At 62.6% G+C, this 26,575-nt stretch carries 27 protein-coding genes; 5 read left to right on the top strand and 22 right to left on the bottom strand.

Annotation, left to right across the window (positions count from 1 at the left end):
• Positions 1-2: 2 nt before the first annotated feature.
• Positions 3-317 carry a DUF2849 domain-containing protein gene (locus ACWPVA_RS06075; protein WP_454286827.1) on the bottom strand — a complete coding sequence of 105 codons (315 nt, stop codon included), beginning with the start codon at positions 315-317 and terminating at the stop codon, positions 3-5.
• Between the two features lies 1 nt (position 318).
• Entirely contained in the window at positions 319-1,758 is a 1,440-nt protein-coding gene (gene cysG / locus ACWPVA_RS06070) for a siroheme synthase CysG (protein ID WP_454286826.1), read from the bottom strand.
• Positions 1,759-2,020: 262 nt separating this feature from the next.
• Here cysG and ACWPVA_RS06065 point away from each other — a divergent pair, with 262 nt between their 5' ends.
• Both ACWPVA_RS06065 and mazG read left to right on the top strand, forming a co-directional pair.
• Positions 2,021-2,602 carry a deaminase gene (locus tag ACWPVA_RS06065; RefSeq protein WP_454286825.1) on the top strand — a complete coding sequence of 194 codons (582 nt, stop codon included), beginning with the start codon at positions 2,021-2,023 and terminating at the stop codon, positions 2,600-2,602.
• A 21-nt stretch (positions 2,603-2,623) separates the two neighbouring features.
• Positions 2,624-3,487 (top strand): nucleoside triphosphate pyrophosphohydrolase, encoded by an 864-nt coding sequence (gene mazG, locus ACWPVA_RS06060; protein WP_454286824.1) that lies wholly within the window; start codon positions 2,624-2,626, stop codon positions 3,485-3,487.
• Here the strand turns inward: mazG and ACWPVA_RS06055 are convergent.
• The 10 genes from ACWPVA_RS06055 to dusB all read right to left on the bottom strand — a co-directional run bounded on the left by ACWPVA_RS06055 (position 3,484) and on the right by dusB (position 15,807).
• Positions 3,484-4,116: a hypothetical protein gene (locus ACWPVA_RS06055; RefSeq protein ID WP_454286823.1), complete on the bottom strand. Its 633-nt coding sequence runs from the start codon at positions 4,114-4,116 to the stop codon at positions 3,484-3,486. The genes mazG and ACWPVA_RS06055 overlap by 4 nt on opposite strands.
• Positions 4,117-4,365: 249 nt before the next feature.
• Positions 4,366-5,781, bottom strand: a complete 1,416-nt coding sequence (gene hflX / locus ACWPVA_RS06050) for a GTPase HflX (RefSeq protein WP_454289540.1) — start codon at positions 5,779-5,781, stop codon at positions 4,366-4,368.
• Positions 5,777-6,028: an RNA chaperone Hfq gene (hfq, locus tag ACWPVA_RS06045; RefSeq protein WP_454286822.1), complete on the bottom strand. Its 252-nt coding sequence runs from the start codon at positions 6,026-6,028 to the stop codon at positions 5,777-5,779. Before hfq ends, hflX begins: the two co-directional genes overlap by 5 nt.
• Positions 6,029-6,137: 109 nt before the next feature.
• Positions 6,138-7,001 (bottom strand): D-amino-acid transaminase, encoded by an 864-nt coding sequence (locus tag ACWPVA_RS06040; RefSeq protein ID WP_454286821.1) that lies wholly within the window; start codon positions 6,999-7,001, stop codon positions 6,138-6,140.
• Positions 7,002-7,022: 21 nt separating this feature from the next.
• Positions 7,023-8,399 (bottom strand): Trk system potassium transporter TrkA, encoded by a 1,377-nt coding sequence (trkA, locus tag ACWPVA_RS06035; RefSeq protein WP_454286820.1) that lies wholly within the window; start codon positions 8,397-8,399, stop codon positions 7,023-7,025.
• A 63-nt stretch (positions 8,400-8,462) separates the two neighbouring features.
• Positions 8,463-9,827, bottom strand: coding sequence for a nitrogen assimilation response regulator NtrX (gene ntrX, locus ACWPVA_RS06030; protein ID WP_454286819.1), 1,365 nt, complete (start codon positions 9,825-9,827; stop codon positions 8,463-8,465).
• Entirely contained in the window at positions 9,817-12,084 is a 2,268-nt protein-coding gene (locus tag ACWPVA_RS06025) for an ATP-binding protein (protein ID WP_454289539.1), read from the bottom strand. The genes ntrX and ACWPVA_RS06025 overlap by 11 nt, the downstream gene beginning before the upstream one ends.
• 137 nt (positions 12,085-12,221) lie before the next feature.
• Positions 12,222-13,673 carry a nitrogen regulation protein NR(I) gene (ntrC, locus tag ACWPVA_RS06020; RefSeq protein ID WP_454286818.1) on the bottom strand — a complete coding sequence of 484 codons (1,452 nt, stop codon included), beginning with the start codon at positions 13,671-13,673 and terminating at the stop codon, positions 12,222-12,224.
• Positions 13,670-14,806, bottom strand: a complete 1,137-nt coding sequence (locus tag ACWPVA_RS06015) for a two-component system sensor histidine kinase NtrB (RefSeq protein ID WP_454286817.1) — start codon at positions 14,804-14,806, stop codon at positions 13,670-13,672. Before ACWPVA_RS06015 ends, ntrC begins: the two co-directional genes overlap by 4 nt.
• Complete coding sequence (dusB, locus tag ACWPVA_RS06010; protein WP_454286816.1) at positions 14,803-15,807, bottom strand: tRNA dihydrouridine synthase DusB; 1,005 nt, start codon at positions 15,805-15,807, stop codon at positions 14,803-14,805. Before dusB ends, ACWPVA_RS06015 begins: the two co-directional genes overlap by 4 nt.
• 171 nt (positions 15,808-15,978) lie before the next feature.
• Between dusB and ACWPVA_RS06005 the strand changes: the two genes are divergently transcribed.
• Genes ACWPVA_RS06005 through ACWPVA_RS05995 form a run of 3 tightly spaced genes read left to right on the top strand, consistent with a single transcriptional unit; the run spans position 15,979 to position 18,957 of the window.
• The gene (locus tag ACWPVA_RS06005) at positions 15,979-17,187 is read left to right on the top strand and encodes a bifunctional 2-C-methyl-D-erythritol 4-phosphate cytidylyltransferase/2-C-methyl-D-erythritol 2,4-cyclodiphosphate synthase (RefSeq protein ID WP_454286815.1); all 1,209 of its coding nucleotides are present in this window, start codon (positions 15,979-15,981) and stop codon (positions 17,185-17,187) included.
• Positions 17,187-17,684, top strand: coding sequence for a CinA family protein (locus tag ACWPVA_RS06000; protein ID WP_454286814.1), 498 nt, complete (start codon positions 17,187-17,189; stop codon positions 17,682-17,684). The genes ACWPVA_RS06005 and ACWPVA_RS06000 overlap by 1 nt, the downstream gene beginning before the upstream one ends.
• Before the next feature lies 1 nt (position 17,685).
• Positions 17,686-18,957: a glycosyl hydrolase family 8 gene (locus ACWPVA_RS05995; RefSeq protein ID WP_454286813.1), complete on the top strand. Its 1,272-nt coding sequence runs from the start codon at positions 17,686-17,688 to the stop codon at positions 18,955-18,957.
• 15 nt (positions 18,958-18,972) lie between these two features.
• On the opposite strand, the gene ACWPVA_RS05990 is transcribed toward ACWPVA_RS05995, so the two are convergent.
• From ACWPVA_RS05990 to ACWPVA_RS05945, 10 genes are all read right to left on the bottom strand, one after another.
• The gene (locus ACWPVA_RS05990; RefSeq protein ID WP_454286812.1) at positions 18,973-19,422 is read right to left on the bottom strand and encodes a type II toxin-antitoxin system RatA family toxin; all 450 of its coding nucleotides are present in this window, start codon (positions 19,420-19,422) and stop codon (positions 18,973-18,975) included.
• Positions 19,423-19,502: 80 nt separating this feature from the next.
• Positions 19,503-20,546, bottom strand: coding sequence for a phytanoyl-CoA dioxygenase family protein (locus ACWPVA_RS05985; RefSeq protein WP_454286811.1), 1,044 nt, complete (start codon positions 20,544-20,546; stop codon positions 19,503-19,505).
• Between the two features lie 64 nt (positions 20,547-20,610).
• A complete protein-coding gene (gene lipA / locus ACWPVA_RS05980) occupies positions 20,611-21,576 on the bottom strand; it encodes a lipoyl synthase (RefSeq protein ID WP_454286810.1) in 966 nt (321 codons plus the stop codon).
• Positions 21,577-21,611: 35 nt separating this feature from the next.
• The gene (locus tag ACWPVA_RS05975; protein WP_454286809.1) at positions 21,612-22,040 is read right to left on the bottom strand and encodes a hypothetical protein; all 429 of its coding nucleotides are present in this window, start codon (positions 22,038-22,040) and stop codon (positions 21,612-21,614) included.
• 35 nt (positions 22,041-22,075) lie between these two features.
• Positions 22,076-22,330 (bottom strand): GlsB/YeaQ/YmgE family stress response membrane protein, encoded by a 255-nt coding sequence (locus ACWPVA_RS05970; protein WP_454286808.1) that lies wholly within the window; start codon positions 22,328-22,330, stop codon positions 22,076-22,078.
• 68 nt (positions 22,331-22,398) lie between these two features.
• Positions 22,399-23,844 carry a dihydrolipoyl dehydrogenase gene (gene lpdA, locus ACWPVA_RS05965; RefSeq protein ID WP_454286807.1) on the bottom strand — a complete coding sequence of 482 codons (1,446 nt, stop codon included), beginning with the start codon at positions 23,842-23,844 and terminating at the stop codon, positions 22,399-22,401.
• Positions 23,845-23,919: 75 nt separating this feature from the next.
• On the bottom strand, positions 23,920-24,159 hold the full coding sequence (locus tag ACWPVA_RS05960) for a YdcH family protein (protein WP_454286806.1): 240 nt from the start codon (positions 24,157-24,159) through the stop codon (positions 23,920-23,922).
• A 93-nt stretch (positions 24,160-24,252) separates the two neighbouring features.
• Complete coding sequence (locus tag ACWPVA_RS05955) at positions 24,253-24,891, bottom strand: SGNH/GDSL hydrolase family protein (RefSeq protein WP_454286805.1); 639 nt, start codon at positions 24,889-24,891, stop codon at positions 24,253-24,255.
• An 18-nt stretch (positions 24,892-24,909) separates the two neighbouring features.
• Positions 24,910-26,271, bottom strand: a complete 1,362-nt coding sequence (locus ACWPVA_RS05950; RefSeq protein WP_454286804.1) for a pyruvate dehydrogenase complex dihydrolipoamide acetyltransferase — start codon at positions 26,269-26,271, stop codon at positions 24,910-24,912.
• Position 26,272: 1 nt separating this feature from the next.
• Positions 26,273-26,566, bottom strand: a complete 294-nt coding sequence (locus tag ACWPVA_RS05945) for a hypothetical protein (RefSeq protein ID WP_454286803.1) — start codon at positions 26,564-26,566, stop codon at positions 26,273-26,275.
• Positions 26,567-26,575: the final 9 nt, after the last annotated feature.

Raw genomic sequence — 26,575 nt, 5'->3', positions numbered from 1 at the left:
CCTCAGGCGGCAATGAAGGCGGGATCGGCGAAACCGTGGCCGTCCGCATAGGCAATGGTCGGGCCTTCGGCGCGGATGCGCTCGCGCAGACGCAAGGGCCGTAGCAGACCGCCCTTCTCCTCGACCTCGACGACGTTGACATCGAGAACCACGTTGCTGGCAAAGGCCTTGCGGCCGGCATCCTCGAGCGCCGCGACCGCTTCGGCATGACGGGCCACAAAGGCGTCCTGGAGCTTTTCGGTCCACCGGCCGTTGGCGTCTAGCCAGACGGCGATGCCGTCGCCCAGGCGATTGGCGGTCAGTACTTTGTCTGCCATGTCATGTCCTCTCGAAAGGGGCAAGGCTGGCGATCGTGCCGCGCAGCGGTTCGGAGCGGGTAAAATTGCCGCCGGCAACGGCATCTCCGATGATCACCATCACCGGGCCTTTGAGTTCGTCGCGCGCTTCGAGCGCCGGCAATTCGGCAAGTGTGCCGTGCAACAGCCGGCTGTCGCGCCGGCCGGCATTCTCGACGACCGCGACGGTCGTGTCTTCGGAAAGCCCCGAGGCCAGGCGGGAGGCGACGGAGGCGGCATTGCTGCGGCCCATATAGACGGCGACCGTGGCACCCGACAGCGCCAGCCGCGCCCAGTCCGGCAGGGTCTCTCCATGCAGGTCGTGGCCGGTGGTGAAGACCAGTGAGGATGCGACACCCCGCAGCGTCAGCGGCAGCTCGAAATCGGCAGCGGCGGCGAGAGCCGAAGTGATGCCCGGCACGACCTCGTAGGCCACGCCCGCGTCGCGCAGCGCCGCCATTTCTTCACCGGCACGGCCGAAGACCAGCGGGTCGCCGGATTTCAGGCGCACCACGCGCTTGCCCTCGCGGCCGAGTTCAACCAGGAGATCGTTGATCTCATCTTGCGACTTCGAATGGCAGCCCTTGCGCTTGCCGACCGGAATGCGGGTGGCGTCGCGGCGCCCCATGTCGATCACGGCCTGCGGCACCAGCGCGTCATGCACGATCACGTCGCATTCCATCAGCAGCCGGTGGGCGCGCAGCGTAAGCAGGTCCTCCGCGCCCGGTCCGGCCCCGACCAGGAAGATCCGGCCTTCGGCCTTCTCGTTGACGGCGTCCTTGAGCAGCCGCGTCGCGCGGCGGCGGGCATCGCTGATCTCGCCGGCGTCCACCGCATCGGCCACGTCGCCCTTGAAAAACGCGCGCCAGAACAGGCGACGCACCACCCCGCGCGGCAAAAGCCTGTCGACGGCGCCGCGATAGCTGTTTGCCAGGGTGGCAAGCCGGCCAAGCGAACGCGGCAGCAGGCGGTCAATGTCGGCACGAATCATCTGGGCAAGCACCGGGCCTGCCCCTTCCGTACCAATGGCAACGGCGATCGGGGCCCGGTTGACCAGAGCGGGCGTATAGAAATCGCAGAAGTCCGGCTGATCGACGGCATTGGCCGGGATGCGGCGGGCGCGGGCAGCCCGGACGATGGCACGGTCCAGCTCCGCATCGCCGGTGGCGGCGAACACCAGAACAGCATCCTCGACCTGGGCGGGGGCAAAGCTGCGGGCCACCGTTTCGATGTCGTGCTCGGCGAGATAGGCCGCATAGTCGGCGTCGGGCGCTTCGGCATAGGCTATGACCCGCGCCTGGGTGTTGCGCAGCAGGCGGGTCTTGGCAAAGGCTTCCGGCCCGTTGCCGAACACCAAGGCAACGGCGTTCGCGACCTTGAAGAAGGCCGGAAATACCGAAAGTCGCTGTTCGCTCACGTCCATGCCCGATTCCGCATTGTGGAAGACTGTGCCACTATCCCTGTATTCGCCAAGGGATTGAAGAAACAGGAATCCGTCGGGCTTCGGTGATGGATATTTCTTTGCTAGGCTTTCGCGGGAATAGAGCAAATCTCACCGGGCCGCATCGACCGGACGCGGCAGCGCAGCAAAACCCACGGGATAACGGCGCCGCGGACGAAAATTGCGTCTTTCACCAGCCATGGCTCGCCGATAGGATCGGGCCTCAGCCAGCCAGGAGACAGCCTTGACCGCCGCCGACATCACTCGCCGCCTGCTCGACGTCATCGAAGACGATATCCTGCCGCTCACGGAAAAGGGCGTGGCCGCCGGCAACAAGGTGTTCGGCGCGGCGATCCTCAGGAAATCCGACCTGTCGCTGGTGCTGGCCGAGACCAACAATGAGCTGGAAAACCCGCTCTGGCACGGCGAGGTCCACACGCTGAAGCGATTCTACGAGCTGGGTGAGCGGCCGGCGACCCGAGACCTGATCTTCCTGTCGACCCACGAACCCTGCACCATGTGCATGTCGGCAATCACCTGGGCGGGCTTCGACAATTTCTACTATTTCTTCAGCCATGAGGACAGCCGCGACGCCTTCGCCATCCCGCACGACCTGAAGATCCTCAAAGAGGTTTTTGGCCTGGAGCCGGGCGGTTACCGCAAGAGCAATGCCTTCTGGAATTCCTACGCCATCGCCGATCTGGTCGCGGTCAACGACGACTCCGAGACCCTGAAGGCCCAGTCGAAGCGCATCCGAGCCGTCTACGACCGGCTCTCGCAAGAATACCAGTCCGGCAAATCCGACAACGACATTCCGCTCAACTGAGCACCCAGAACAGAGACCCGCATGGAACCCTCCAAGGACATCACCCGCCTGCTCGACATCATGGCGGCGCTGCGCGAACCCGAAACCGGCTGCCCCTGGGACGTGGTGCAGACCTTCGAGACGATCAAGCCCTACACGATCGAGGAGGCCTATGAAGTGGCCGACGCGATCGAGCGCAACGATCCGGATGATCTCTGCGACGAACTCGGAGACCTGCTGCTGCAGGTGGTGTTCCACGCACGGATCGCCGAGGAGGCCGGACTGTTTACCTTCGGCGACGTGGTCGAGGCAATCACGAAAAAGATGATCCGTCGGCATCCGCACGTCTTCGCCGTGTCGGACGCTTCGACCCCGGACGCCGTCAAGCTGCAATGGGACGAGATCAAGCGGCAGGAAAAACAGGAACGCGCCGAGCGCCACGCTGCCCGCGCCAGAGCTTCCGACAAGCCCATGCCCGACGATCCGAAGGCCGGCTTCCTCGGCTCGGTCCAACGCAGCTTCCCGGCGCTGACCGAAGCCCTCAAACTCCAGGAACAGGCCGCCAAAGTCGGTTTCGACTGGTCGGAAGCCGAGCCGATCCTCGACAAGATCGAGGAAGAGATCGGCGAACTGCGCGAGGCACTGAGGGCCGGCGAGCCGGACAAGATCGCCGACGAACTCGGCGACCTGATCTTCGCGCTCGCCAATATCGGCCGCCATGTGAAGGCCGATCCGGAACAGGCTCTTCGCGGCACGAACACAAAATTCCGCAGGCGCTTCGGCTATATAGAGCGGACTCTTGAAGCAAACGGTGAGAGTCTGCAGGCCGCGACGTTGGAGCGGATGGAGGAGCTTTGGCAAGCGGCAAAGGGGATGGAGACCCGCGCGCCGTTCCAATCTGACTAGGACTGTGCCAGAGTCGTCTTGATCTTCCGCGATCGAGTGAGCATTCCTCGACACTCTGAGACCAGAGCTTCTAGCTCATCAGTGTACCGTGCACGGTAATGGGTATCGCTGTTCCTAGCGAACGATGGGAGCGGATTGATTGTCACGCCACCAAGAAGGTGGTCCATGTCGAGAGACACTAGCACTATCGCTCGCATCGCAACGATGCAGCCGTCTTGGATCTCATGCTCTTTAACATCGAGTTCTTCAACTCTGCGGAGTAAATCTTCATCTGATAACGGGATCGGATGAGATTTCTTATGCACCAGCCCATTTCTAAGTCGAACCAACGTCTTTAGATGGTCGTGCGATGGACGCCCAATCGGAATTTCTCGCTGCGCGACCAACCTGGGTACGACTAGCCACTTGGAAACTAAATCCATTTTGTCGAGATTCGTTTGCACGTAGTCGTCACCAAGATGCCAAGCGGCATAATCGTAGATTGCTGCCTCCAAACACATTGAAGCAAACACTATAGTGATGACGGCAGATGCAGTGGAGGCCGATCGTTGCCTTCTGACATCCTCGTACTCGCTACAAGATGCATCATCGAGGTCGCCCGGGCGATTGACCAACTTGAGTCGATCCATTGAGGTGGCCTCCCTGTCACGCGAGGCCACAAAGTCGCCAAAAGATCGGACACAGATCGAAAAATAGAAGCCTTGCGAGCAGCCTATCCTTCCGCCGTCCGGCGTAGAAAAATCGGGTTGGATTCTCTTGCCGCCCATACAAAACCCACAGATCCCGCCCTAAACACCGCCTAATTGACCTGTCTGTTCAACAGCAACTCTAGCTGCCATGCGGTAGTCACGACACTCTTTTCTGTCAGAGTCCGACGCCTACCGCTCCCAGTCTTCCTTTTCCGCCTTCTGACCGCTGCCGAGCTTGCGCTCCAGCTCATCGGCCTGGCGGGCGGTCAGACGCAGGTCGAGGCTGACGGAGCCATCCTCGTGGTCCTCGCGGCCGTCGACCACGGCGTTCTCGTAGGCCCAGGAGATCAGCGCCTGCTTGTCGGCCGGAATGACGATCGTTGCCTCGGTCAGCACGCCGGACAGCCTCTCGGAGATCACGTCGAGCAGGTGGTCGACGCCTTCCCCGGTGATCGCCGAGACGGTCATGACGTTTTCACGGGTCGCCGCCTTCTGCAGCAGCGCATCGTGCATTTCCGGCTCCAGCCGGTCGATCTTGTTCCAGATCTCGATGATGCGCTCGGACTTCTCCTTGTCGTCGATGCCGAGGTCGGAGAGAATGCGCAGCACGTCACCCGCCTGCGCGCCATTGTCCGGATCGGACATGTCGCGCACATGCAGGATGAGATCGGCTTCCAGCACCTCTTCCAGCGTGGCGCGGAAGGCGGCGACCAGATGCGTCGGCAGGTCGGAGATGAAGCCGACGGTGTCGGACAGGATGACGGTTCGCCCATGCGGCAGCTTCATCCGCCGCAGCGTCGGATCGAGCGTGGCAAACAGCATGTCCTCGGCCAGAACCCCTGCCCCGGTGATCCGGTTGAACAGCGTAGACTTGCCGGCATTGGTATAGCCGACCAAAGCCACGATCGGATGCGGCACCTTGCGGCGCTTGGCGCGGTGCAGCTGGCGGGTCCGGACCACCTGCTCGAGCTCGCGCTCCAGCTTGATGATCTTGTCCTGCAGCATCCGGCGGTCGGCCTCGATCTGGGTTTCGCCCGGACCGCCCATGAAGCCTGCACCACCGCGCTGTCGTTCAAGGTGGGTCCAGGAGCGCACCAGGCGGCCCTTCTGGTAGTTGAGGTGGGCAAGCTCGACCTGCAGCGTGCCTTCCTTGGTGGAGGCGCGGCGGCCGAAGATCTCAAGGATCAGGCCCGTGCGGTCGATGACCTTGGCGTTCCATTCCTTCTCGAGATTACGCTGCTGCACCGGCGTCAGCGGATGGTCGACGATCACCAGGCCGGCATTGTGCTGGTCGAGCTTCTCGCCGATCTCGGCGATCTTGCCGCTGCCGAGCAGGGTCGCCGGGCGCGGCTGGTTGACCGGCACGATCAGGCCCTCGCCGATCGTCAGGTCGATCGCGCGGGCAAGGCCCATCGCCTCTTCCAGCCGGGCTTCGTTCGATCGGCTCGGTGCGACCACGCTGTTGTCCGAAGCGGCAGCGGGCGCCGCATTGCGGCCCTGCTTGAGGACCGGAACGATGACGACGGCACACATGTCATCCCGGGGCTTTTCCTCCTCCGGGATGATCGACTCGTTTTTCGTGTCTCTGGTGGTTATGGCTTCAATCCTGTGACGAAGAGTTCTCTTCGCTTTCGAACATCTGCATCGGCTGGCCCGGCATGATGGTCGAGATGGCGTGCTTGTAGACGAGCTGCGAATGGCCGTCGCGGCGCAGCAGGACGCAGAAGTTGTCGAAGGACGTGACAACGCCCGTGAGCTTCACGCCGTTGATCAGGAAGATCGTCAGCGAAATTTTCTGCTTGCGAACGGTGTTGAGAAATAGATCTTGCAGGTTCTGAGAACGTTCCGCCATGGCGCCGCTTCTTTCTTTTTTGCCGGCCTTTTGCGCCGGTGTAATTATTGTTCAAGCTTGTCAGAAAGGTAGGGTTGTCCCTTGCAAGCCCCTTATCTGGAAGTTGGTATCAAATCGCCGTCTTTTCCGCAATGTCGAAAAAGGCGGTCCGGATCTTCTCGGAAAATGTGCCCGGATGCCCGTTGCCAATGGTCTGTCCGTCGATCTCGACGACCGGAAAACAGATACTTGTTGCCGCGGTGATAAACACTTCGCGGGCCGCGAGCATTTCGTCGCGGGAGAATTCGCGTTCGACCACTGGAATGGCAAGGCTCTGCGCCACATCCTTCAGGGTCGTGCGGGTGATGCCGCGCAGGATGCCCTGCTCGGCCGGACGGGTGACGAGATTGCCGTCGCCGTCGACGATCCACACATTGGTCGCCGCCCCCTCGGTGACCATGCCCCGCGCATCGACATAGATCGCCTCCTGCGCGCCGGCCTCCTTGGCCGCCTGCCGGGCGAGCACGTTGGGCAAAAGCCCGACGGTCTTGATATCGACACGGTCCCAGCGATTGTCGGCGACCGTAATCGCCTTGAGGCCGTTCGCGTTCTTCGCCGCAATGACCGTCGGGTCGGTGCTCTTGGCGGTAATAACGATCGACGGCGCCGTGTCTGGTGCGGGAAAAACATGATCGCGCCGCGCCTCGCCGCGCGTCACCTGCAGGTAGAACAGGCCGTTCTTCACCCTGTTGCGCCGCGCCACTTCGCGAATGACGCCCACCAGCGCCGCGCGCGACATCGGCGACGGGATGCGGATTTCATTGAGCGAACGGTCGAGCCGGTCGAGATGGCGCGAAAGATCGACGATCATCCCGTGGCGGATCTCGCAGACCTCGTAGACGCCATCGGCGAACTGGTAGCCGCGGTCCTCGATGTGCACGCCTGCATCGCCGTGCGCAAGATAGCGGCCATTCACATAGGCAATTCTCGGCATCTTCGCCCGTCCAATCGGTTTCTAGAAATACTGGATCGAAACGCGGAACATCTGCTCGACGTCGCGCACCGCGTCGGCCTTGGCAAACAGCACCACCCGGTCCTTGGCCTTGATTTTCAGGTCGCCGTTGGGCCTCAGCACCGTTCCGTCGCGATAGATCGCGCCGATACGAATACCCGGCGGCAAATGCAGGTCGCGGAAGGCGACGCCGACCAGCGGAGAGGTCTCCAGCGCCTCGGCCTCGATCACTTCGGCCATCCCCTTCTGCACGGCATAGACGGATCGGATGCGGCCCTTTCGGACATGCTGGAGAACACGCGAGATTGTTACAGCGCGCGGATTGATATGATGGTCGATGCCGATCGCGTGGGTCAGATCATAGAAGCTCGGGTCGTTGATCAGGACCATGCCGGCCTTGCAGCCCAAGCGCTTGGCCATTGCCGCGCTCAGGATGTTCGTCTGGTCGCTATTGGTCAGCGTCACCATCAGATCTGCATCCTGGACATCGGCCTGTTGCAGGATGTTCTGATCGAGTGCCGACCCATGCAGCACGATCGAATTGCTGAGCTTGTCCGACACCATCACGGCCCGCGCAGCATCGCTCTCGATGAGCTTCACCTTGGTCTTCGGCTGTACATCCTCGATCGCCCGGGCGACGTAATAGCCGATATTGCCGGCGCCGGCGATCACCAGTCGGCCCGCTTCCTGTTCCTCGTGTCCGAACAGACCGAGCGTGCGCCGGGTGTGTTCGCGTTGGCAGATGACATAGGCAAGATCGCCGACCAGCAACTGGTCGGTGGAGCGAGCCACCTGCAGCCGGCCATTGCGATAGATCGCAGTAACCGTCGCCATGAGGTCGGGAAAGAGCTGGCTCAATTGCTGCAGCGGCGTGTTGAGGACCGGGCAGTCCTCCATGCACTCGATCGCCACCATGGTGATGTGATCGTCGGCAAAGCGGACGATGTCTGTGGCGCCGGGGAAGGAAATGCGCCGCAGCACCATCTTGCCGACCTCGATCTCCGGCGAGATCGTAACATCGATCGACATGTTCTGCCGGCTGAAGAGATCGGAATATTCCGGCCTCAGATAATTCTGCGCGCGGATACGGGCGATCTTGGTCGGAACCGAAAACAGCGCATGCGCCACTTCGCAGGCGACGATATTGACCTCGTCGTAAAGGGTCACAGCGATGATCATGTCCGCCTGATCGGCGCCGGCCTTGGCAAGCATATCCGGATGGGCGCCATGGCCCACATAACCGCGGACGTCGAGCGTCTCGGTAATATGCGTGACGAGCGAAGCAGAGGTGTCGATCACCGACACGTCGTTGTCCTCCTGGGACAGCCGCTCCGCGATACCGTAGCCGACCTGTCCCGCTCCGCAGATAATGACTTTCATGAGTGCTCTTTCGAAGAAGCGTTGACCTGGCGCGGAGCCACGGCGTCCGGCCCCTTGTGCCCCTTATACGCCAAGCGATTTCAGTTTGCGATGGAGTGCTGAGCGCTCCATGCCGACAAATTCGGCTGTCCTTGAGATGTTGCCGCCGAAGCGGTTGATCTGCGCGATCAGGTAGTCGCGCTCGAACATCTCACGCGCTTCTCGCAGCGGCAGAGTCATGATGTGGGTATCGGTGCGCGCCGAGATTTTCGGCAGCATGTCGGACAGATCCTGCGGCAGCATTTCCGCGGTAATGTGCGTGTCCGCGCTATCGCTCTGCGCCAGGATCATCAGTCGTTCGATATTGTTTCGCAATTGCCGGATATTGCCCGGCCAGTCGTTTGCCTGCAGCACCGCCATCGCATCGTCGCCGATCTTGCGCGCGCGAATGCCCGCCTGCTCGGAAATCTGGCGCATGAACATGTCAACCAGGAAAGGGATGTCCTCACGCCGCTCCGCGAGCGCCGGCACTTTCACGGGCACAACGGCCAGACGGTGGAACAAATCCTCGCGGAAGCGCCCCTCCGCAATCTGGTTTTCGAGATTGTAGGCCGAGGAGGAGATGATCCGGACGTCGACCTTGACCCGCTTGGACCCGCCGACCCGCTCGAACTGCTGCTCAACCAGCACACGAAGGATCTTGTTCTGCGTCTCGCGCGGCATCTCACCGATCTCGTCGAGATAGAGAATGCCGCGATGCGCTTCTTCCAGTGCCCCGATCCGCCGCGGCTGGCCGGGCGCCCCCTCGGTGCCGAACAGCGCCATTTCCATGCGCTCCGGCGTGATGGTCGCGGCATTGAGCGCCACGAACGGGCCACCCACCCGGGTCGAGCGTTTGTGGATCATGCGGGCAACGAGTTCCTTGCCGGAGCCGGACGGCCCGAAGATCATGATGCGGCTGTTGGTCGGGGCGACCTTCTCGATCGTCTGGCGAAGCTGCGATACCGCGACCGACGTGCCGATAAGCTCGGCTGCGTCACCGGTGCGCTTCTTCAGTTCGGTGACTTCCCGCTTCAGCTTCGAGTTCTCGAGTGCACGCTCGGCAATCAGGATCAGGCGATCCGCCTTGAACGGCTTCTCGATGAAGTCGAAGGCGCCGCGTTTTATGGCTGAAACGGCAGTCTCGACATTGCCGTGACCGGAAATCATCACAACCGGAAGGTCAGGATGGCGGCTCTTGATTTCATCCAGCAGCGAAAGCCCGTCGAGCCGGCTGCCTTGCATCCAGATGTCGAGGAAGACAAGACGCGGCACGCGATCGGAAATCGCCACCAGCGCACTGTCGGCATCATGAGCGGTGCGTGTTTCGTGTCCTTCGTCACTGAGAATACCCGAAACGATCTCGCGGATATCTTCCTCGTCGTCGACTACCAAAATGTCAGAGGCCATGGACCATTTCCCTATTGCTTTCGGCTTCCATGGCGTCCTGGCCTTCGAGCCGCGGCAGGACGATGCGGATCATCGCCCCCCTGCCCCGGTCAAACTCCGCCGGCGCATCGTGCAGCTCGAGCTGTCCACCATGTTCTTCGATAATCTTCTTCACGATGGCGAGACCCAGGCCCGTACCCTTGTCGCGCATCGTCATATAAGGTTCCAGGATGCGATGGCGGTTCTCCACCGGAAGACCGCGGCCATTGTCGATCACATCAACCACGAAGCGATCGTGTTCCCGGTCGAACGAGGACCGCACGAGCACCTTGCCCCCATCTGGCAAGTCCTCCCGCGGCACGGCCTCGATCGATTCGACCGCATTCTTGATGAGGTTGCCAACTGCCTGGCCGAGCATGCGAGCGTCGAAACTGCCCTCGAGCGACTCGTCTCCAAATTGCCGCTCGAAGCTGATGTCGTGATTGCCCATTTCGCGCAGGAACACCGCGTCGCGCAGAATGTCGCGCAGATCGGAACGTTGCTTTGCCGGCTTCGGCATACGGGCGAAGGCGGAGAACTCGTCGACCATGCGCCCGATATCCTCGACCTGCCGTACGATCGTATCCGTGCACTGGTCGAAGACAACGCGGTCGTCGGCGGCGATCTGCTTGCCGTAGCGGCGTTTCAGCCGCTCGGCCGAAAGCTGGATCGGGGTCAGCGGGTTCTTGATCTCGTGCGCGATGCGGCGCGCGACATCGGCCCAAGCGGTGGACCGCTGGGCGATCACCAGGTCGGTGATATCATCGAGCGTAATGACGTAGGAATTGGCCGAGCCGCGCGTCTCCTCACGGGTCACCTGGACGTTCAGTGTTCGCTCCTTGCCGCCCCGAATCAGATTGATCTGTTCACGATACTCTCCGCGATGGCGCACCGTGGCCTCGGCGAGTACGCGGTCGACCTCGGGCGCCACAAGATTGAGTTTCTTGCCGATCAGTTCCTCGGCCGCCACGGCCAGAAAATACTCCGCGGACGGATTGACGATCGTGATCACCCCATCGTCCTCGACGCCGATGACGGCCGCGGTCACGCCGGACAGAACCGCCTCGATGAATCGGCGACGGTCGTCCACCTCGTCCTTGGCTTCTAAGATCTCATCACGCTGTGTACGGATCTGCGAGATCATCTTATTGAAGGTCCGCGAGAGGCTGCCGACGTCGCCGTCGGCGACGCGCACAGGAACGACAACGTTCAAGTCGCCCGATGCAATACTGTCGGCCGCACCAATCAACAGACGGATCGGCCGCACGATCCGGTCCGCGACCGCGATCGCGGTCCAGATCGCGGCCAGCAGAACGATCAGGGCAAAACCGAGATAGAGTACGGCGAAGGCAATCTGCAGTGTCGTCCGACCGGCTTCCATAGCCTTGTACTCAGCCGTGTTCTCCTCCATCAGCCGCATCGCCGCCATGACCTTGGGGTCCACAGCGCGGATCGTGTAGAGGAAGGTTCCGGAAATCGAATCAAGCTTGATGATGGCCCCGACCAGATTGGTTACACCTGGCGGAATGAGCGTCGGCTGGCCGGCCGCTGCACTCTCGAGTGCATCTTTCGGGATCGCCGGCAGGGGTTTGTCGGTCGCAATTTCCGCCTGGTCGATGGCCGAACCGTCCTGCCGCACCAGAAAGGCACCGAGCAGTCCGCGCCCCTTGGCCTGACGGGTCAGCAATTCGACGAAACCGGTGCGGTCGAGATAGTAGAGCGCGCGGTTGCGTTCCAGGTCGTTCGCCATCGACACGGTCTGGCCCTGAAGATAGCTCGCATTCTCGAGCATATAGGCCTGGGCGATGTTCATCGACGAGGAAACGATCGACTGGGTGCGGATCGAAAACCATCGGTCGAGCCCGACATTCAGTGTGATACTGGCAAAGATCGCCACCAAAATGGCCGGCGTGATCGCGACGATCGAGAACAAGACGACGATACGCACATGCAGGCGCGCCGCAGCCCGGCCCTTGGTACGCGCCCGCACGAGCCGAGTGACCTCGCGGCCGATCAGGAACATCAGTCCGACGATGAACAGCGAGTTGATGATCGCCGAGGCAATCAGAACGTTCGACGTCGGCTCGATCGGCGTCAGTCCGAGCAGGACAGGCAGGGTGAAGCTCGCGCTCGCCAAGGCACCGCCCGCGAGCGCCAAACCCGGCAATGCAAAGGATGCGCGGCGATCCTGCGTCAGTGCCGGATCGCTATCCGGGACGGATTCGGCCATTTGCCTCATCATTAACAAGAACTCCCGCGCTCTGCGCATGACGAGCTTTCCCGATTGAGCGCAGAAGACGATGACCGTGACAGTCACGGCCCCGTGTCCATTGAGCAACGTATTGTGGCGAAAATGCAACGGGCCTTGCCGGCTTGTCAAGCCGAACGCGAACTACGGTAGACCGACACACCGAGCTCACGGATCTTCTTGCGCAGAGTATTGCGGTTAAGCCCGAGAAGATCGGCCGCCTTGATCTGATTGCCGCGGGTCGCCGTCAGCGCCGCAAGAATAAGTGGATACTCCACTTCGTTCAGCACCCGATCGTAGAGCCCGGAGGGCGGCAGGGAATCGCCGAAACCGGCAAAATAGCTGCGCATGTTCTCCTCGACAGCCTGAGCGATCGTCAGTGGCCCAGCAGAAGCGCCAGTCTTGGAGATCGGACTGTCGGAAATGTCCGCGCGCAGCTCCTGCTCGACGATCTCGCGCGAGATGACGTCCTGCGGATAGAGCGCCATCAGCCGGCGCACGACGTTCTCCAACTCGCGGACATTGCCCGGCCAGGAATAGGCCTTGAGCACATCCAGCGCCTCGTTGTCGAATTGCTTCGGGTCCAGGCCTTCCTTTTCGCCCTCCTGGGTGAAGTGGCGCACAAGATCCGGAATATCCTCCGCCCGGTCGCGCAGCGGCGGCAGCCTGAGCGGGACGACGTTGAGGCGGTAGTAGAGGTCCTCCCGGAAGAGGCCCTGGTTGATCGACTGCTTCAGGTCCTTATTGGTCGCAGCGACGATGCGCACATCAGTACGGATCGGCGTGCGCCCCCCGACGGTCGTGTATTCGCCCTGTTGCAAGACGCGCAGAAGACGCGTCTGGGCATCCATCGGCATGTCGCCGATCTCGTCAAGAAACAGCGTGCCGCCTTCGGCCTGTTCGAAGCGGCCGGTCGAGCGGGTCTGCGCACCGGTGAAGGCGCCCTTCTCGTGACCGAACAGCTCGGACTCAATCAGGTCGCGCGGGATCGCCGCCATGTTGATCGCCACAAACGGCCCGTTACGGCGCTTGCCGTAGTCATGCAGCGCGCGGGCCACCAGTTCCTTGCCCGTGCCCGATTCGCCGGTGATCATCAGCGTCAGGTCGGTCTGCATCAGGCGCGCCAGCACGCGGTAGATTTCCTGCATGGCGGCGGAGCGGCCGACCAAGGGCATCCCGTCCTGCGTGTCGTCGTCGAGCCGCGCCGGCTTCTTCTTCGGCTCAGCGAGCGCGCGTCCGATGATGGCGATCAGTTCGGTAAGGTCGAACGGTTTTGGCAGATAGTCGTAGGCGCCCTTCTCCGACGCCTTGATCGCGGTCATGAAGGTGTTCTGCGCACTCATCACCAGGACCGGCAGGTCGGGCCGCGCCTTCTTGATGCGCGGCAGCAGGTCGAAGGCGTTTTCGTCGGGCATGATGACATCGGTGACCACCAGGTCGCCCTCGCCGGCCGAAATCCAACGCCACAGCGTCGCCGCGTTGGAGGTGATGCGGACATCATAGCCTGCCCGCGTCAGCGCCTGGTTGAGAACCGTGCGGATGGCGGCGTCGTCGTCAGCGACAAGAATCGTGGCAGTCATCGGGTGCTTCCTGTGGATTTCGCCGGAAAGGAGTTGTCGAGCGCGATGTCCTTGGAGACGGGCATCAGCACGCGGAACGTGGTTCGGTTGGCCTGGCTTTCGCATTCGACGATGCCGCCATGGCCGTCGATGATCTTGGCGACCAGCGCCAGCCCCAGGCCGGAGCCGTTGGTCTTGGTGGTGATAAATGGATCGAACAGGTGCGGCAGCAGGTCGGACGGAACGCCAGGGCCATTGTCATGCACGCAGAATTCGAGCGGCAACGAGATCTTTTCGCGCGTGCCCGCCACTGACAGCCGAATGCCCGGCCGATAGGCGGTGGTCAGCTGGATTTCGCCGTCCGGGCGGTCCCCGACCGCTTCCGCCGCATTTTTGATGAGGTTGAGGAACACCTGCACCAGCTGGTCGCGGTTCGCATAGACCGACGGGAGTGAGGGGTCATAGTTTTCGGTGATCTTGATATGCCGGGCGAAGCCCGCCTTGGCGATCGCCTTCACATGGTCGAGCACCGAATGGATGTTGAGCGCGATGCGATCCACCGGACGCTCGTCGGAGAAGACTTCCATCCGGTCGACCAATGAGACGATTCGGTCCGTCTCGTCGCAGATCAGCCGGGTCAACGGCCGGTCCTCGTCCGGCACCGATGTTTCGAGAAGCTGGGCGGCACCGCGAATGCCCGATAGAGGGTTCTTGATTTCATGTGCCAACATCGAGGCAAGCCCTGTCACCGAGCGGGCCGCCGTGCGGTGCGTCAGCTGCCGGTCGATCTTGTCGGCCATCGAGCGTTCCTGCAGCACGACGACGACGCTTCCCGGCTGGCTGAGCACCGGCGCGACATAGAGGTCGACCAGCTTCTCCTGTCCGAGCCGCGGCGAACTCAAATCGACGCGATATTCGTTGACCGGGGCGCGGCGCTCGCGCACCTGGTCGATCAGCGCCAGCAGCGGGCTGCCGAAGGGAATGAAGGTCGAAATGCGATAGCGTGCCAGGTGGCTGGCGCTTGCCCCGAAGAAGGCCTCCGCCTCCCAGTTGGCAAACGCGATGTGGCCATCGGAATCGACCATGACGACCGGATGCTGGATGGCATTCAGCACCGCCATGGCCACGCCGTTGCTCACGTTTTCCTCGGTCATGCAGCCTCCCGCCGGCGATCCATATCCATTGCCGCATCCGCGAGGCATCGCGCCAGCGCCTTTGAGACGAAGTCCGGATCCCGGGATGTCATGATTTCCGCCTTTTGCGCTGCCGGAACATCCGGCGCGAAACGCTCCAGATACCAGCCGACATGCTTGCGGGCGTGCCTGACCCCGACATCCGCGCCGTAGTGGCCAAGCATCGCCTCGTAGTGCCCGGCCGCGAGGTCGGCGATCTCGTCGCGCTGCGGTCCCGCATGGCCGGCGACCCAGCCGGCATGCCACGGCCGTCCCTGGCAGGCGCGGCCGACCATCACGGCATCGGCACCCGAACGGCGGCGGATTTCCTCGGCATCCTCACGGGTCTCGACATCGCCATTGGCGACGAGCGGCACGGAGATCACATCGCGCACGGCGGCGATCGCGTCCCAGTCGGCCTGTCCCTCGTAGAACTGCATGCGGGTGCGGCCATGCACGATGATCATCTGCACGCCGGCCGCTTGCGCACGCGCAGCGATTTCGGGAGCGTTCAGCGAATTTTCGTCCCAGCCCAAACGCATCTTCAGGGTCACCGGAACCTTGACCGCACGAACCGTCGCCTCAATGAGCGACAGGGCGTGATCGGGATCGCGCATCAGTGCCGAGCCGGAATAGCCGCCGATCACCTTTTTCGCCGGGCACCCCATGTTGATGTCGATGATGTCGGCGCCATTGGCCTCGGCGATCCGCGCCGCCTCCGCCATCCAGTGTGCCTCCCGGCCGGCAAGCTGGACCATGTGCGGCGTCAGCCCCGCACCTTTCAGGCGCGACCAGGATTTAGCCGCATTGTGCACCAGTTCCTTGCTGGCGACCATCTCGGTCACGACCAGGCCGGCGCCAAAACGCCAGGCGAGCTGCCGGAACGGCAAATCGCTCACACCGGACATCGGAGCCAGGATCACGCGATTGCGGATCGCGATCGGACCGATCTCGAACGGTGACTGCAGTGCGCTTGAACTCAATTGATTATCTTTCAGGCATTCGAGGTATATGCACGATTTTTAGCCATTAAATCTCGCCTTGCCAAGGGCTTTCCTCGAGCCTGCAACTAAATTCGAACGGATGCTGGAAAATCGATCTGGCAGCCAGTAGACCACACCCACGAGTTTTCTATGTCAAGGCCGGACACTGCAATGCAGCAATGCACGAAAACAGCCATCGGCATCATTGTCGTCGCCGCGGGACGCGGCGAGCGTGCCGGCTCATCTGTCGAGGGACCCAAACAATACAGGCGAATTGGCGGAAAGCCGGTGATCGTCCATACGCTGGAAAAATTCCTCGCCTGGCCGAAGACGGCACGCATTGTCGCGGTCATCCATCCTGATGATACCGCACTTTTCGAGGATGCCCGCAACGGACTGTCCGGCGGGGTAGCCATCGATGTGTGTCTCGGCGGCAGGACGCGCCAGCAATCGGTGCTGGCGGGCCTGAGGGCGCTGTCCGGCTCCGGCATCACCCATGTGATGATCCACGACGCCGTGCGCCCCTTCTTCGACGAAGAGCTTCTCGAGCGGATCGCCGTGGGGATCGAGGCCGGCGAAACCTGCCTTCTGCCCGCAATGCCCGTCACCGACACGCTGAAGCGGGGCGATCCGGCCGGGCTGGTGGTCGAGACCGTCCCGCGTGCCGGCCTGTTCGGCGCCCAGACCCCGCAAACCTTCTCCTACCCTGCGATACTTGCGGCCCACGAGGCCGCCGCAACATCCGGGCGGGACGATTTTACCGACGACGCCTCGATCGCCGAATGGGCGGGCCTGCCGGTGCGTCTGGTCGAGGGCTCGCCCGACAATGTGAAACTGACGCTGCAGAGAGATATCGCCATGGCCGATGCCAAGCTCACCCGCCAGAGCCTCCCAGACGTGCGCACCGGAAATGGCTACGACGTCCACCAGCTCGTGCCGGGCGACGGGGTCACGCTCTGCGGCATCTTCATCCCACACGATCAGGCGCTGAAGGGTCATTCCGATGCGGATGTCGCCCTGCATGCCCTGACCGATGCGCTGCTCGCCACCTGCGGCGCCGGCGACATCGGCGACCATTTCCCGCCCTCCGATCCGCAGTGGAAGGGCGCGCCGTCGCGTATCTTCGTCGAACATGCCGCCCGGATCGTCCGTAAGGCGGGGGGCACGATCATGAACGCCGACATCTCACTGATCGCCGAGGCGCCGAAGATCGGCCCGCACCGCCAGGCGATGCGCGAAAAGCTCGCCGAAGTCTTGGCGATCTCGCTCGAGCGCTGCTCGGTCAAGGCAACCACCAACGAGACCATCGGCTTCATCGGCCGCCGCGAGGGCATTGCCGCGATCGCCACGGCAACCGTCGTCTTCGCAGGAGACGCCTGATGAACCTCTATCCGGCCGACATCGAAGCCATGGCGGCCCGGATCATTGCCGCCTTCGGTGCGCGCAGGCTGACGCTCGCCACAGCCGAATCCTGCACCGGCGGCCTGATCGTCGGCGCGCTGACCGAGATCTCCGGCTCGTCCGCCGTCGTCGACCGCGGTTTCGTCACCTATTCCAACCAGGCCAAGATCGACCTGCTCGGCGTCGGCCCAGAAACGCTGGAGCGCTACGGTGCCGTGTCGCGGCAGACCGCCATGGAGATGGTCGAGGGGGCGCTGGAAAGATCTGGTTGCGGCGTGGCCGTGGCGGTCACCGGCATTGCCGGTCCGGACGGCGGTACGGCGGAAAAGCCAGTGGGTTTGGTCCATCTGGCGGCGAGGTCCCGCAACGGGGCCCGCCTCCACCGCGAAATGCGCTACGGCGACATCAGCCGCTCGGAGATCCGCCTCGCGACGGTTCGCACTGCGCTTGAAATGCTGATCGAGGCCGCGGGCTAAGATGACCGGGGCGAGATGGATCGCGCAGACCGTCCGCACCGCGCTGAAGACAGCCATGGCGCTGTGCCTGATCGCGTCCGCATCTTCCGCCGCGCCCTCCCCCTATGCTTCCGGCTCCATTGCGCCGACAGCCGACCAGGCGACGCTCGATCGGGCACTCACCGCGTTTTATGGTCAATGGAAGTCCACCTATCTCCGCGAAGACTGCGGAGATGGCCGCGTGCTGGTGCGGACCGACGGTGACGGCAAGCCCACCCATGGCGGCTCGGCCAAGGCGACGATCACGGTCTCCGAGGCCCATGGCTACGGCATGCTCGCAACCGTGATGATGGCGGATTTCGATCCCGATGCCCATCACCTTTTCAACGGCATGGTGCGCTTCTTCCACGACCATCCGGCAAAGTCCGATCCGGGCCTGATGGCCTGGAACCAGGTGGAGGACTGCACGGATGGCGGCGAGGACGTTGGCGGCTCAAACAGCGCGACCGACGGCGATCTCGACATCGCCTATGCGCTGCTTCTGGCCGAGCGCCGCTGGGGCAATGGCGGCTCGTTCGACTATGGCGCCGAGGCGCGGCGCGTGCTGACCGCCATCCTCGCCCATGAAGTCAATCAGCCGGGCAACATCCTGCTGATCGGCGACTGGGCGAAGTCCGGCGACGACGCGACCTATGCCGCGACGACCCGCTCATCCGACTTCATGCAGTCGCATTTCGCCGCCTTTGCCGAACGCACGGGTGACCAGCGCTGGCTCGACCTGCGCGACGCGATCTATGGCGTCATCACCACTGTCGGCCAGAAGTACTCCCCCGGCACCGGCCTCATGCCCGATTTCATCGGCGGCCTGCCGGACAAGCCGAAACCTGCACCGGCCGGCTTTCTCGAAGGCGATCATGACGGCGCCTATTCCTGGAACGCCGCCCGTTATCCCTGGCGGGTCGGCCTGGACTTCCTGCTGACCGGCGACGAGCGGGCGCTGAAGGCGCTCCGCCCGCTGAATACCTGGGCAAGAGAGGCAACCAAGGGAAAACCGGAGCGTTTCGCCGACACCTATCGGCTGAACGGCAAACCGGTGCCCGACGCCGGCCACGACCAGATGGCCTTCGTCTCCATGCTCGCCGTATCCGCCATGATCGATGCCGACAACCAGGACTGGCTCGACGCCCTGTGGGCCTCGATCGAGAAGAAGACGGTGGCCGAGGAAGACTATTTCGGCAATACGCTGAAACTGATGGCGATGATCGCCGTCACCGGCCACTGGGCCAAGCCCTGATCCCGCTGGTCGCAGTCAGTCGGTGTAGATCTTGTCGGCCCGGGTCTCGAAGGCTTCGGCGAACATGCGGAAGGCGCGGTCGAACATCGAGCCCATCAGCGCGCCGAGAATGCGGTTCTTGAACTCGTAGTCGATGAAGAAATGCACCGAGCAACCGCCGTCGCGCGCCATCTCGAAGCGCCAGCGATTGTCGAGATAGCGGAACGGCCCCTCGATATACTTGACGTCGATGGCAAGTTCCGCCGGGTTCAGCAGCACCTGGGTGGTGAATGTCTCGCGGATCGCCTTGTAGCCGACCGTCATGTCGGCGACCAGCAACTCCTTGCCGTCCCGCTCGCGCCGCGAGCGGATGGTCAGCGCCTCGCACAGCGGCAGGAATTCCGGATAGCGTTCCACATCGGCGACGAGAGCGTACATCCGTTCGGGAGAATGCTTGACGGGGCGGCGGGTTTCGAATTGCGGCATGCGCGAGAGCTAATGCCCTGACGGGATCTTGGCAAGTGGTTCGCCACCCTGCCCCGCGGTTTTAAAGTCTCCGGAGAGGCTCATCGCTTAGCGGCCGGCACCGGCTCGCCCGGTCGCGGATTGCCGATGGGGAACCATTTCCGCTTGGCAAGCCCGAGCTTGACGCCCAGATCCTCGAGGATCCACGGAATGACCTGCTTGCGCCCCTTGACGAAGGGAAGAGCCGCCGTGTCGAGATGAATGAACGGCAGAAACGGGTTGGGGCGCTGCGACGCATAGATTTCAACGCGGATCGACGGCCGAGCCGACGCGCCGCGCGCGTGGAAGCCGAAAGTATCACCGACCACCAGCGTATTGGCCGGCACGGCGAATACCGTCGGTTCGGGCAGATGCAGGTACTTCAGCTCGTCGCGGGTGAGCCGGAAGGCGCCGCCTCCATGCTTGCGTGCGGCAAGGATGCTCTTGCGCTTGTGCCAGGCAAGCCGACGCCGCGTCAGCCTGTGCGACCCTTTCACATAGGTGAACGGCCCTTCGTCGATCGGCACGTCGTGCAGGAAGAACCACGCCTTTACGGTCGAGTGGAACGTGTCCATGTGCAGGTTGGTCTGCGGATCCTTGCCCTTTTCCTTGGGCGAGGCATCGGCGAAGATCGTCTGCACGCTGATCACCGGCTCGACATCGAAGCCACCGACGTAGCGGATCAGGTTGGTCCATTCCGGGCTTTCAAGGAAGGCCTTGACCGCCGGCAGCTTGGCAACCACTTCCGGCGTCAGCGGCGTGCGCCGGGTCACGGCATTGCCCTCGTACATCTCCCGCGCGGGAACCTGGAGGCCTTCGATTTCGGCCACCAGCTGACGGAACTGTTCCGCCGGCACCAGGTCGCGCTTCTCGACATAGCCGTTCTCGGCATAGGCCTGCCGATCGGCTGGCGCGACCAAGTGCTCGAGCTTACGGCGGCGATAATCGACCATGCGGGCCGCAGTCTTGACGCGCCACACGTGCAGCCCGCGCCGGTTGAGCGCCTCGCTGCCGATGATGGGATTGTTGGAAAAGGACTTCTCCCCGGTCAGGATCTGGATCGCGTACCAGGGGGAGAGCAGAATGTCCTTGAGCTTGAACGCCATGCAAGGCTCCTCGATCAGTCGAACCTGAGGCGCGCAACCTAGCGTCGTTTGCCAAGCCTGTCGACTATCGGCCGGCCCAGAGTTTCTCGCGATTCGCCTTGAGACGGGCGAAATCGTCGCCGGCATGATGCGACGAGCGCGTCAGCGGGCTGGCCGACACCATCAGGAAACCCTTGGCATAGGCAACAGTCTCGTAGGACTTGAATTCATCCGGCGTGACGAAGCTCATCACCTTGTGGTGCTTGCGGGTCGGCTGCAGGTACTGGCCGATCGTCAGGAAGTCGACGTCTGCGACGCGCAGGTCATCCATCAGCTGCAGCACTTCGTTGCGCTCCTCGCCCAGCCCGACCATGATGCCGGACTTGGTGAACATCGTCGGGTCGAGTTCCTTGACCCGCTGCAAAAGCCGGATCGAGTGGAAGTAGCGTGCGCCTGGACGCACCGTCAGGTAGTTGCCGGACACGGTTTCCAGATTGTGGTTGAAGACGTCGGGCTTGGCGGCGACGACGCGCTCCAGCGCGCCGGGCTTCTTCAAGAAGTCGGGCGTCAGGATCTCGATCGTCGTCTCCGGCGAAGCAGCGCGGATGGCGAAGATCACCTTCTCGAAATGTTCGGCGCCGCCATCGTCCAGATCGTCCCGGTCGACCGATGTGATGACGACGTGGGAAAGCCCCATCTGCTTGACCGCCTTGGCGACGTTCTCCGGCTCGGCCATGTCCAGCGCATTGGGCTTGCCCGTCGCGACATTGCAGAAGGCGCAGGCGCGCGTGCAGATCTCGCCCATGATCATGAAGGTGGCGTGCTTCTTGTCCCAGCACTCGCCGATGTTCGGGCAACCGGCCTCCTCACATACCGTGACGAGCTTGTTGTCCTTCACGATCGACCGGGTCTCCGCATAACCCTTCGACGTTGGCGCCTTGACGCGGATCCATTCCGGCTTGCGCATCACCTCGGTATCGGGCTTGTGCGCCTTTTCCGGATGCCGGATGCGGGCCTGGGGATCGTTGATCTTGTCGAGAATGGTAACCACGTGTCGTTACTCCGCGCCGCGTCTGCCGGGCGCTCTTAGCATTGATGGCTGTAGGTGAAAACCAGCGTGTCGTTCGTGGTGCGGCCGGTCGGTTGGCAGCGTTCCATAACCTCGCGGCGGCCACGCATGGTCACGCGCGTCTGGCTTCGGTCGACCGGGCCTTCAACATAGTACTCGAGCGGTGTTGTGGGGCAGTATTTCGAAAAGACCCGCGCCGTGCCCGAGTAGCGGCCGCCGACATTCGAACCGTTGAACAGCAGCGTGCCATGCGTTACGCCCGCGCCGCGCATGGTCTGCCTCGGATATTCATAGTAGAAGGCTCGCTGATTACCGCTCGCCTTGAGCCGCATCAGCGATCCGTTGTGCACCCAGCAACTGTCTGCAACAGCAGCGACCGGCATAAAGGCAAGTGCAAACATGCCCCCGGCGAGCAATGCGATCCGTCTGACCATCCCTGCAAACATGCCCAACCCTTTCCTTGTCATCCTTTTTGTGCGCGCTAGCGCCGGATGAGCTTGACCACAAAGAGCAGAAGACTGGCGCCGACAAAACTGGTCACCAGGAAGCCGAGCCAGTCGCCGGCGACCATGACACCGAAACGCCGGAAGATTGCAGCGGCGACGACCGCGCCGACGATGCCGATAATGATGTTCATGATGATGCCAAAGCGCATGTTCAAGAACTTCCCCGCCATCCAGCCAGCGAAACCGCCGACGATGATGGTCAGGAACCAGCCAATTTCAAACCCCGCCATTGCCAACTCCTTCGGTCGATAGTCCGGCCACCTATATAAGCGGCGGAAACCGGCGCCACAACTCGCCTTTAGGCGTTGAGCGCGCGGCCATAAGCATCAAGCACACTTTCCTTCAGCGTCTCGGAAATGGTCGGGTGCGGGAAGACCGTGTGCATCAGCTCCTCCTCGGTGGTTTCAAGATTCATCGCCACGACGAAGCCCTGGATCAGTTCGGTCACCTCAGCGCCCACCAGATGCGCGCCCAGCAATTCGCCGGTCTTCTTGTCGAAGATGGTCTTGACCATGCCCTGGTCCTCGCCGAGCGCGATCGCCTTGCCGTTGGCGACGAAGGGGAAGCGGCCGACGCGGATGTCGCGGCCTTCGGCCTTCGCCTTGGCTTCGGTCAGGCCGACGGAGGCGACCTGCGGATTGCAGTAGGTGCAACCGGGAATCTTGGCCTTGTCCATAGGATGCACATTCGGCAGACCGGCGATCTTCTCGACGCAGATGACGGCTTCGTGCTCGGCCTTGTGGGCCAGCATCGGCGGGCCCGCCACGTCGCCGATCGCATAGAGGCCCGGTACGTTCGTCTTGCCGTAGCCGTCGATGGCGATGAAGCCGCGATCGGTCTTCACTCCGAGCGTTTCGAGCCCGATATTCTCGATGTTGGCCTGCACGCCAACCGCCGAAATCATCCGGTCAGCCGTGATCTTCTCGACCGTTCCGTCTTTCTTCTCGACGTGCGCCGTGATGGAATTGGCCCCCTTTTCGACCTTGGCGACCTTGGCCTCCAGCAGGATCTTCATGCCCTGCTTGTCGAACTGCTTCTTGGCGAAGGCCGAAATTTCGGCATCCTCGACCGGCATGACCTGGCTCATCACCTCGACGACAGTCACGTCGACGCCCATGGTGCGGTAGAAGGAGGCGAATTCGATGCCGATGGCGCCCGACCCCATGACCAGCAGCGATTTCGGCATGGCATCCGGGTTCATCGCCTCGAAATAGGTCCAGATCAGCTTGCCGTCGGGCTCGATACCGGGCAGCGCACGCGGGCGCGCACCGGTGGCGACGATGATGTGCTTGGCGGTATAGGTGCCCTCGCCCAGCGTGTTCTTCGGCAGGGGAGCCTGCGGCTGGACGATCGTCTTGGTGGTCTTGGAGACGACGACTTCGCCGGGCTTGGTCAGCTTCGCCTCGCCCCAGATGATGTCGACCTTGTTCTTCTTCATCAGGAAGCCGACGCCGCCGTTCATGCGCTCGGCAATGCCGCGCGAGCGGGCGATGATGGCTTTCAGGTCCGGCGTCACCTTGCCTTCGAGCGTCAGGCCGTAATTCTTGGCGTGTTCGGCGAGGTGCAGGACTTCCGCCGACCGGAGCAAGGCCTTGGTCGGGATGCAGCCCCAGTTGGAGCAGATGCCGGCGAGGTGCTCCCGCTCGACGATGGCGGTCTTGAAGCCCAGTTGGGCGGCGCGGATCGCGGCAATGTAGCCGCCGGGGCCGGAGCCGATAATGAGAACGTCATAGGCATTCGACACTGGTCTTCATCTCCTCTTTGGCGGTGTGGGCTCCACCAAACGGCAGAGCCCTTCCGAGGGATGAAGCCGAGCCGCTCAGCCCTTGGTCAGCATCCCGTAGATTTCATCCTTCAGAACCATGCGCTGCTTGCGCATGGTTTCCATCTCCACGTCGCCCACCGGCTCGACTTCAGTCTCGGCGCGATGGACGGCGCGGTTCACATCGCGATAGTCTTCGAGCATCTTGGCAAAACGCTCGTCGCTGAGCTTGAGGGCATGGATCTTTTCCGCATGCTCGGGAAACTCATCGTGGATTTCGTGGGGCGTATTCGACATTCGGTATCTCCTGTGTTGTCGGCCGATACCTCTAGCTTATTCACCCGAAATTTCCACCCCCTTGATCCTGGTCAACTTTCACCGGCCGTTGCGTCAAATTCCCAACATCATGCGGACGACGGGTTCGAGACTGCGACCAATCGCGCGGGTATTCTCCGCATCGAGATGGATGCCATCGAGCGCGCTCGTTTGCGCCACCGAACCCGCATCGAAAAAGCCGCAGCCGGTCTCGTCGGCGAGATCCCGGTAGAAGCTTGCCAGCATCGCAGATTCGTCGCGCGCGTCGCGGAACATGGCGGCGAAATGGGTATTCGCTGTCTCGCAGACCGCCGGTGGCGCGACGATCAGGATTTCGGGCACCTCAAACCCGAAGCCCCAGTCGTGCAACCGAATCAGCTTGATCAGCCGGTCGATGCCCTTGGTGGCGCCGATCGCCGTGCCGGCGATGCCGCGCTTCATGTCATTGGTGCCGAGCAGCAGGATCACCAGATCCAGCGGCTTGTGGCTCTCCAGCACGCTCGGCAGCAGCTTTACGCCGTTTCTCTCGCAGTCGGCGAGATGATCGTCATAGGCGGTGGTCCGTCCGTTCAATCCTTCGGCGATGACGTTGACCTGCGGCCCGAGAGCCGCAGCAAGTACGCTCGGCCAGCGATCCTCGTAAGAATGCCGTTCGATCGTCTGCGGATTGTAGCCCCAGGTCAGGCTGTCGCCGAAGCAGAGCACGGTTTTCATAGCAAGGCGCCTCCGTGATCAGACGAGCATGCCCATCGGGTTTTCGATGTAGCGCTTGAAGGCGCCGAGCAGTTCGGCCCCGAGCGCGCCATCGACGCAGCGATGGTCGGTCGACAAGGTCACGGACATGACCGTGGCGATCTTCATCTCGCCGTTCTTCACAACAACCCGCTCCTCGCCGGCGCCGACCGCAAGGATCGTCGCATGCGGCGGATTGATGACGGCGGCGAAATGCTTGACACCCATCATGCCCATGTTCGACACCGAGGTGGTGCCGCCCTGATACTCTTCCGGCTTCAGCTTGCGGTCCTTGGCGCGCTTGCCGAGGTCCTTCATCTCGTTGGAGATCGCCGACAGGGTCTTCAGTTCCGCATGCCGGATGATCGGCGTGATCAGCCCGCCCGGGATCGACACGGCGACGCCGACATCGGCATGACGGTGCTTGACCATGTTGGTCTCCGTCCAGGAAACATTGGCGTCGGGCACCTCCGTCAGCGCCATGGCCATCGCCTTGATGATCATGTCGTTGACCGACAGCTTGTAGGCCGCGGCCCCTTCCTTGCGCGGGGCTGCGTCATTCAACTGGGCGCGCAGGGCCAGCAGTGCATCCAGCTCGCAATCGACGGTGACGTAGAAATGCGGGATGGTCTGCTTCGACTCGACCAGCCGCTTGGCAATGGTCTTGCGCATGCCATCATGCGGCACGAGCTCGTAGGAACCCGGCTCGAACAGCTTGAGCACGGCGTCTTCCGACGCACCCTTCGCCATGGCCGGTGCCGGAGCAGCCAGCCCTGGAGCAGTCGATGCGGCCGGAGCAGCCTTGACGCCACCACCGGCAACGGCCTTCTCGACGTCGCTCTTGACGACGCGGCCATGCGGACCCGAGCCAGACACGGCGGAGAGTTCGACGCCGGCCTCTTTGGCAAGACGACGGGCAAGCGGCGAGGCGAACACGCGCTCGCCGGACTTGGCGACGGGTGCTGGCGTCGAAGGCGCCGGTGCCTTGTCGGTGATCGGTGCAGAGACGGCGGGCGCCGCATCGGCCTTTGCCGGAGACGCTTCCGCCTTGGCCGGGGCAGCCTCGGCCTTTGCCGCTAAGGCAGAACCGCCGCCGGCTGCGGCGGCCGCGACGTCTTCGCCGTCGGCCGCGAGGATGGCGATCAAGGCATTGACCTTGACCCCTTCGGTTCCCGCCGCAACGACGAGCTTGGCGACCGTTCCCTCATCGACGGCTTCGACTTCCATCGTCGCCTTGTCGGTCTCGATCTCGGCGATCACGTCGCCGGACTTGACCTTGTCGCCTTCCTTGACCAGCCACTTGGACAGATTGCCCTCGTCCATCGTGGGAGAGAGCGCCGGCATGGTGATGTTGATCGGCATGTTAATCCTCCGCCCACACAAGTTCAAACTGCGCAAGTTCTTCCGGATGCTCCATTATCCAAGCCACTCGCTCGGGCGGAACCTCGATATAACCAGCAACGTCTTCGAGCCATCCATCAACGGCGCCGATCACACCAATCTCTTCTCGCGGAACCCCGACGATCACCTCGGTTTCCTCAGTCTTAAGCAAAGCCCAAAACACGATTCGTTCCAGAAGCGGATTGTCTTTCGTTCCAAGCACCCTGAACCATGAACCGGAAACAGGCATGATCTGCTTTACAGACGACTTCGGCATCAGCCCGAC

Source organism: Rhizobium arsenicireducens, from assembly GCF_964021225.1.
The sequence above is the reverse complement of the archived record's forward strand: the minus strand, read 5'-3'. Positions and strand labels throughout refer to the sequence as shown.

Excerpts from the sequence above, each read along its gene's own strand:
- ACWPVA_RS06075 (WP_454286827.1), bottom strand. The coding sequence starts at position 317 with ATGGCAGACAAAGTACTGACCGCCAATCGCCTGGGCGACGGCATCGCC.
- cysG (WP_454286826.1), bottom strand. The coding sequence starts at position 1,758 with ATGGACGTGAGCGAACAGCGACTTTCGGTATTTCCGGCCTTCTTCAAG.
- mazG (WP_454286824.1), top strand. The coding sequence starts at position 2,624 with ATGGAACCCTCCAAGGACATCACCCGCCTGCTCGACATCATGGCGGCG.
- ACWPVA_RS06055 (WP_454286823.1), bottom strand. The coding sequence starts at position 4,116 with ATGGATCGACTCAAGTTGGTCAATCGCCCGGGCGACCTCGATGATGCA.
- hfq (WP_454286822.1), bottom strand. The coding sequence starts at position 6,028 with ATGGCGGAACGTTCTCAGAACCTGCAAGATCTATTTCTCAACACCGTT.
- ACWPVA_RS06040 (WP_454286821.1), bottom strand. The coding sequence starts at position 7,001 with ATGCCGAGAATTGCCTATGTGAATGGCCGCTATCTTGCGCACGGCGAT.
- trkA (WP_454286820.1), bottom strand. The coding sequence starts at position 8,399 with ATGAAAGTCATTATCTGCGGAGCGGGACAGGTCGGCTACGGTATCGCG.
- ntrX (WP_454286819.1), bottom strand. The coding sequence starts at position 9,827 with ATGGCCTCTGACATTTTGGTAGTCGACGACGAGGAAGATATCCGCGAG.
- ACWPVA_RS06025 (WP_454289539.1), bottom strand. The coding sequence starts at position 12,084 with ATGAGGCAAATGGCCGAATCCGTCCCGGATAGCGATCCGGCACTGACG.
- ntrC (WP_454286818.1), bottom strand. The coding sequence starts at position 13,673 with ATGACTGCCACGATTCTTGTCGCTGACGACGACGCCGCCATCCGCACG.
- ACWPVA_RS06015 (WP_454286817.1), bottom strand. The coding sequence starts at position 14,806 with ATGACCGAGGAAAACGTGAGCAACGGCGTGGCCATGGCGGTGCTGAAT.
- ACWPVA_RS06005 (WP_454286815.1), top strand. The coding sequence starts at position 15,979 with ATGCAGCAATGCACGAAAACAGCCATCGGCATCATTGTCGTCGCCGCG.
- ACWPVA_RS06000 (WP_454286814.1), top strand. The coding sequence starts at position 17,187 with ATGAACCTCTATCCGGCCGACATCGAAGCCATGGCGGCCCGGATCATT.
- ACWPVA_RS05995 (WP_454286813.1), top strand. The coding sequence starts at position 17,686 with ATGACCGGGGCGAGATGGATCGCGCAGACCGTCCGCACCGCGCTGAAG.
- ACWPVA_RS05990 (WP_454286812.1), bottom strand. The coding sequence starts at position 19,422 with ATGCCGCAATTCGAAACCCGCCGCCCCGTCAAGCATTCTCCCGAACGG.
- ACWPVA_RS05985 (WP_454286811.1), bottom strand. The coding sequence starts at position 20,546 with ATGGCGTTCAAGCTCAAGGACATTCTGCTCTCCCCCTGGTACGCGATC.
- ACWPVA_RS05975 (WP_454286809.1), bottom strand. The coding sequence starts at position 22,040 with ATGTTTGCAGGGATGGTCAGACGGATCGCATTGCTCGCCGGGGGCATG.
- ACWPVA_RS05970 (WP_454286808.1), bottom strand. The coding sequence starts at position 22,330 with ATGGCGGGGTTTGAAATTGGCTGGTTCCTGACCATCATCGTCGGCGGT.
- ACWPVA_RS05960 (WP_454286806.1), bottom strand. The coding sequence starts at position 24,159 with ATGTCGAATACGCCCCACGAAATCCACGATGAGTTTCCCGAGCATGCG.
- ACWPVA_RS05955 (WP_454286805.1), bottom strand. The coding sequence starts at position 24,891 with ATGAAAACCGTGCTCTGCTTCGGCGACAGCCTGACCTGGGGCTACAAT.
- ACWPVA_RS05950 (WP_454286804.1), bottom strand. The coding sequence starts at position 26,271 with ATGCCGATCAACATCACCATGCCGGCGCTCTCTCCCACGATGGACGAG.
- ACWPVA_RS05945 (WP_454286803.1), bottom strand. The coding sequence starts at position 26,566 with ATGCCGAAGTCGTCTGTAAAGCAGATCATGCCTGTTTCCGGTTCATGG.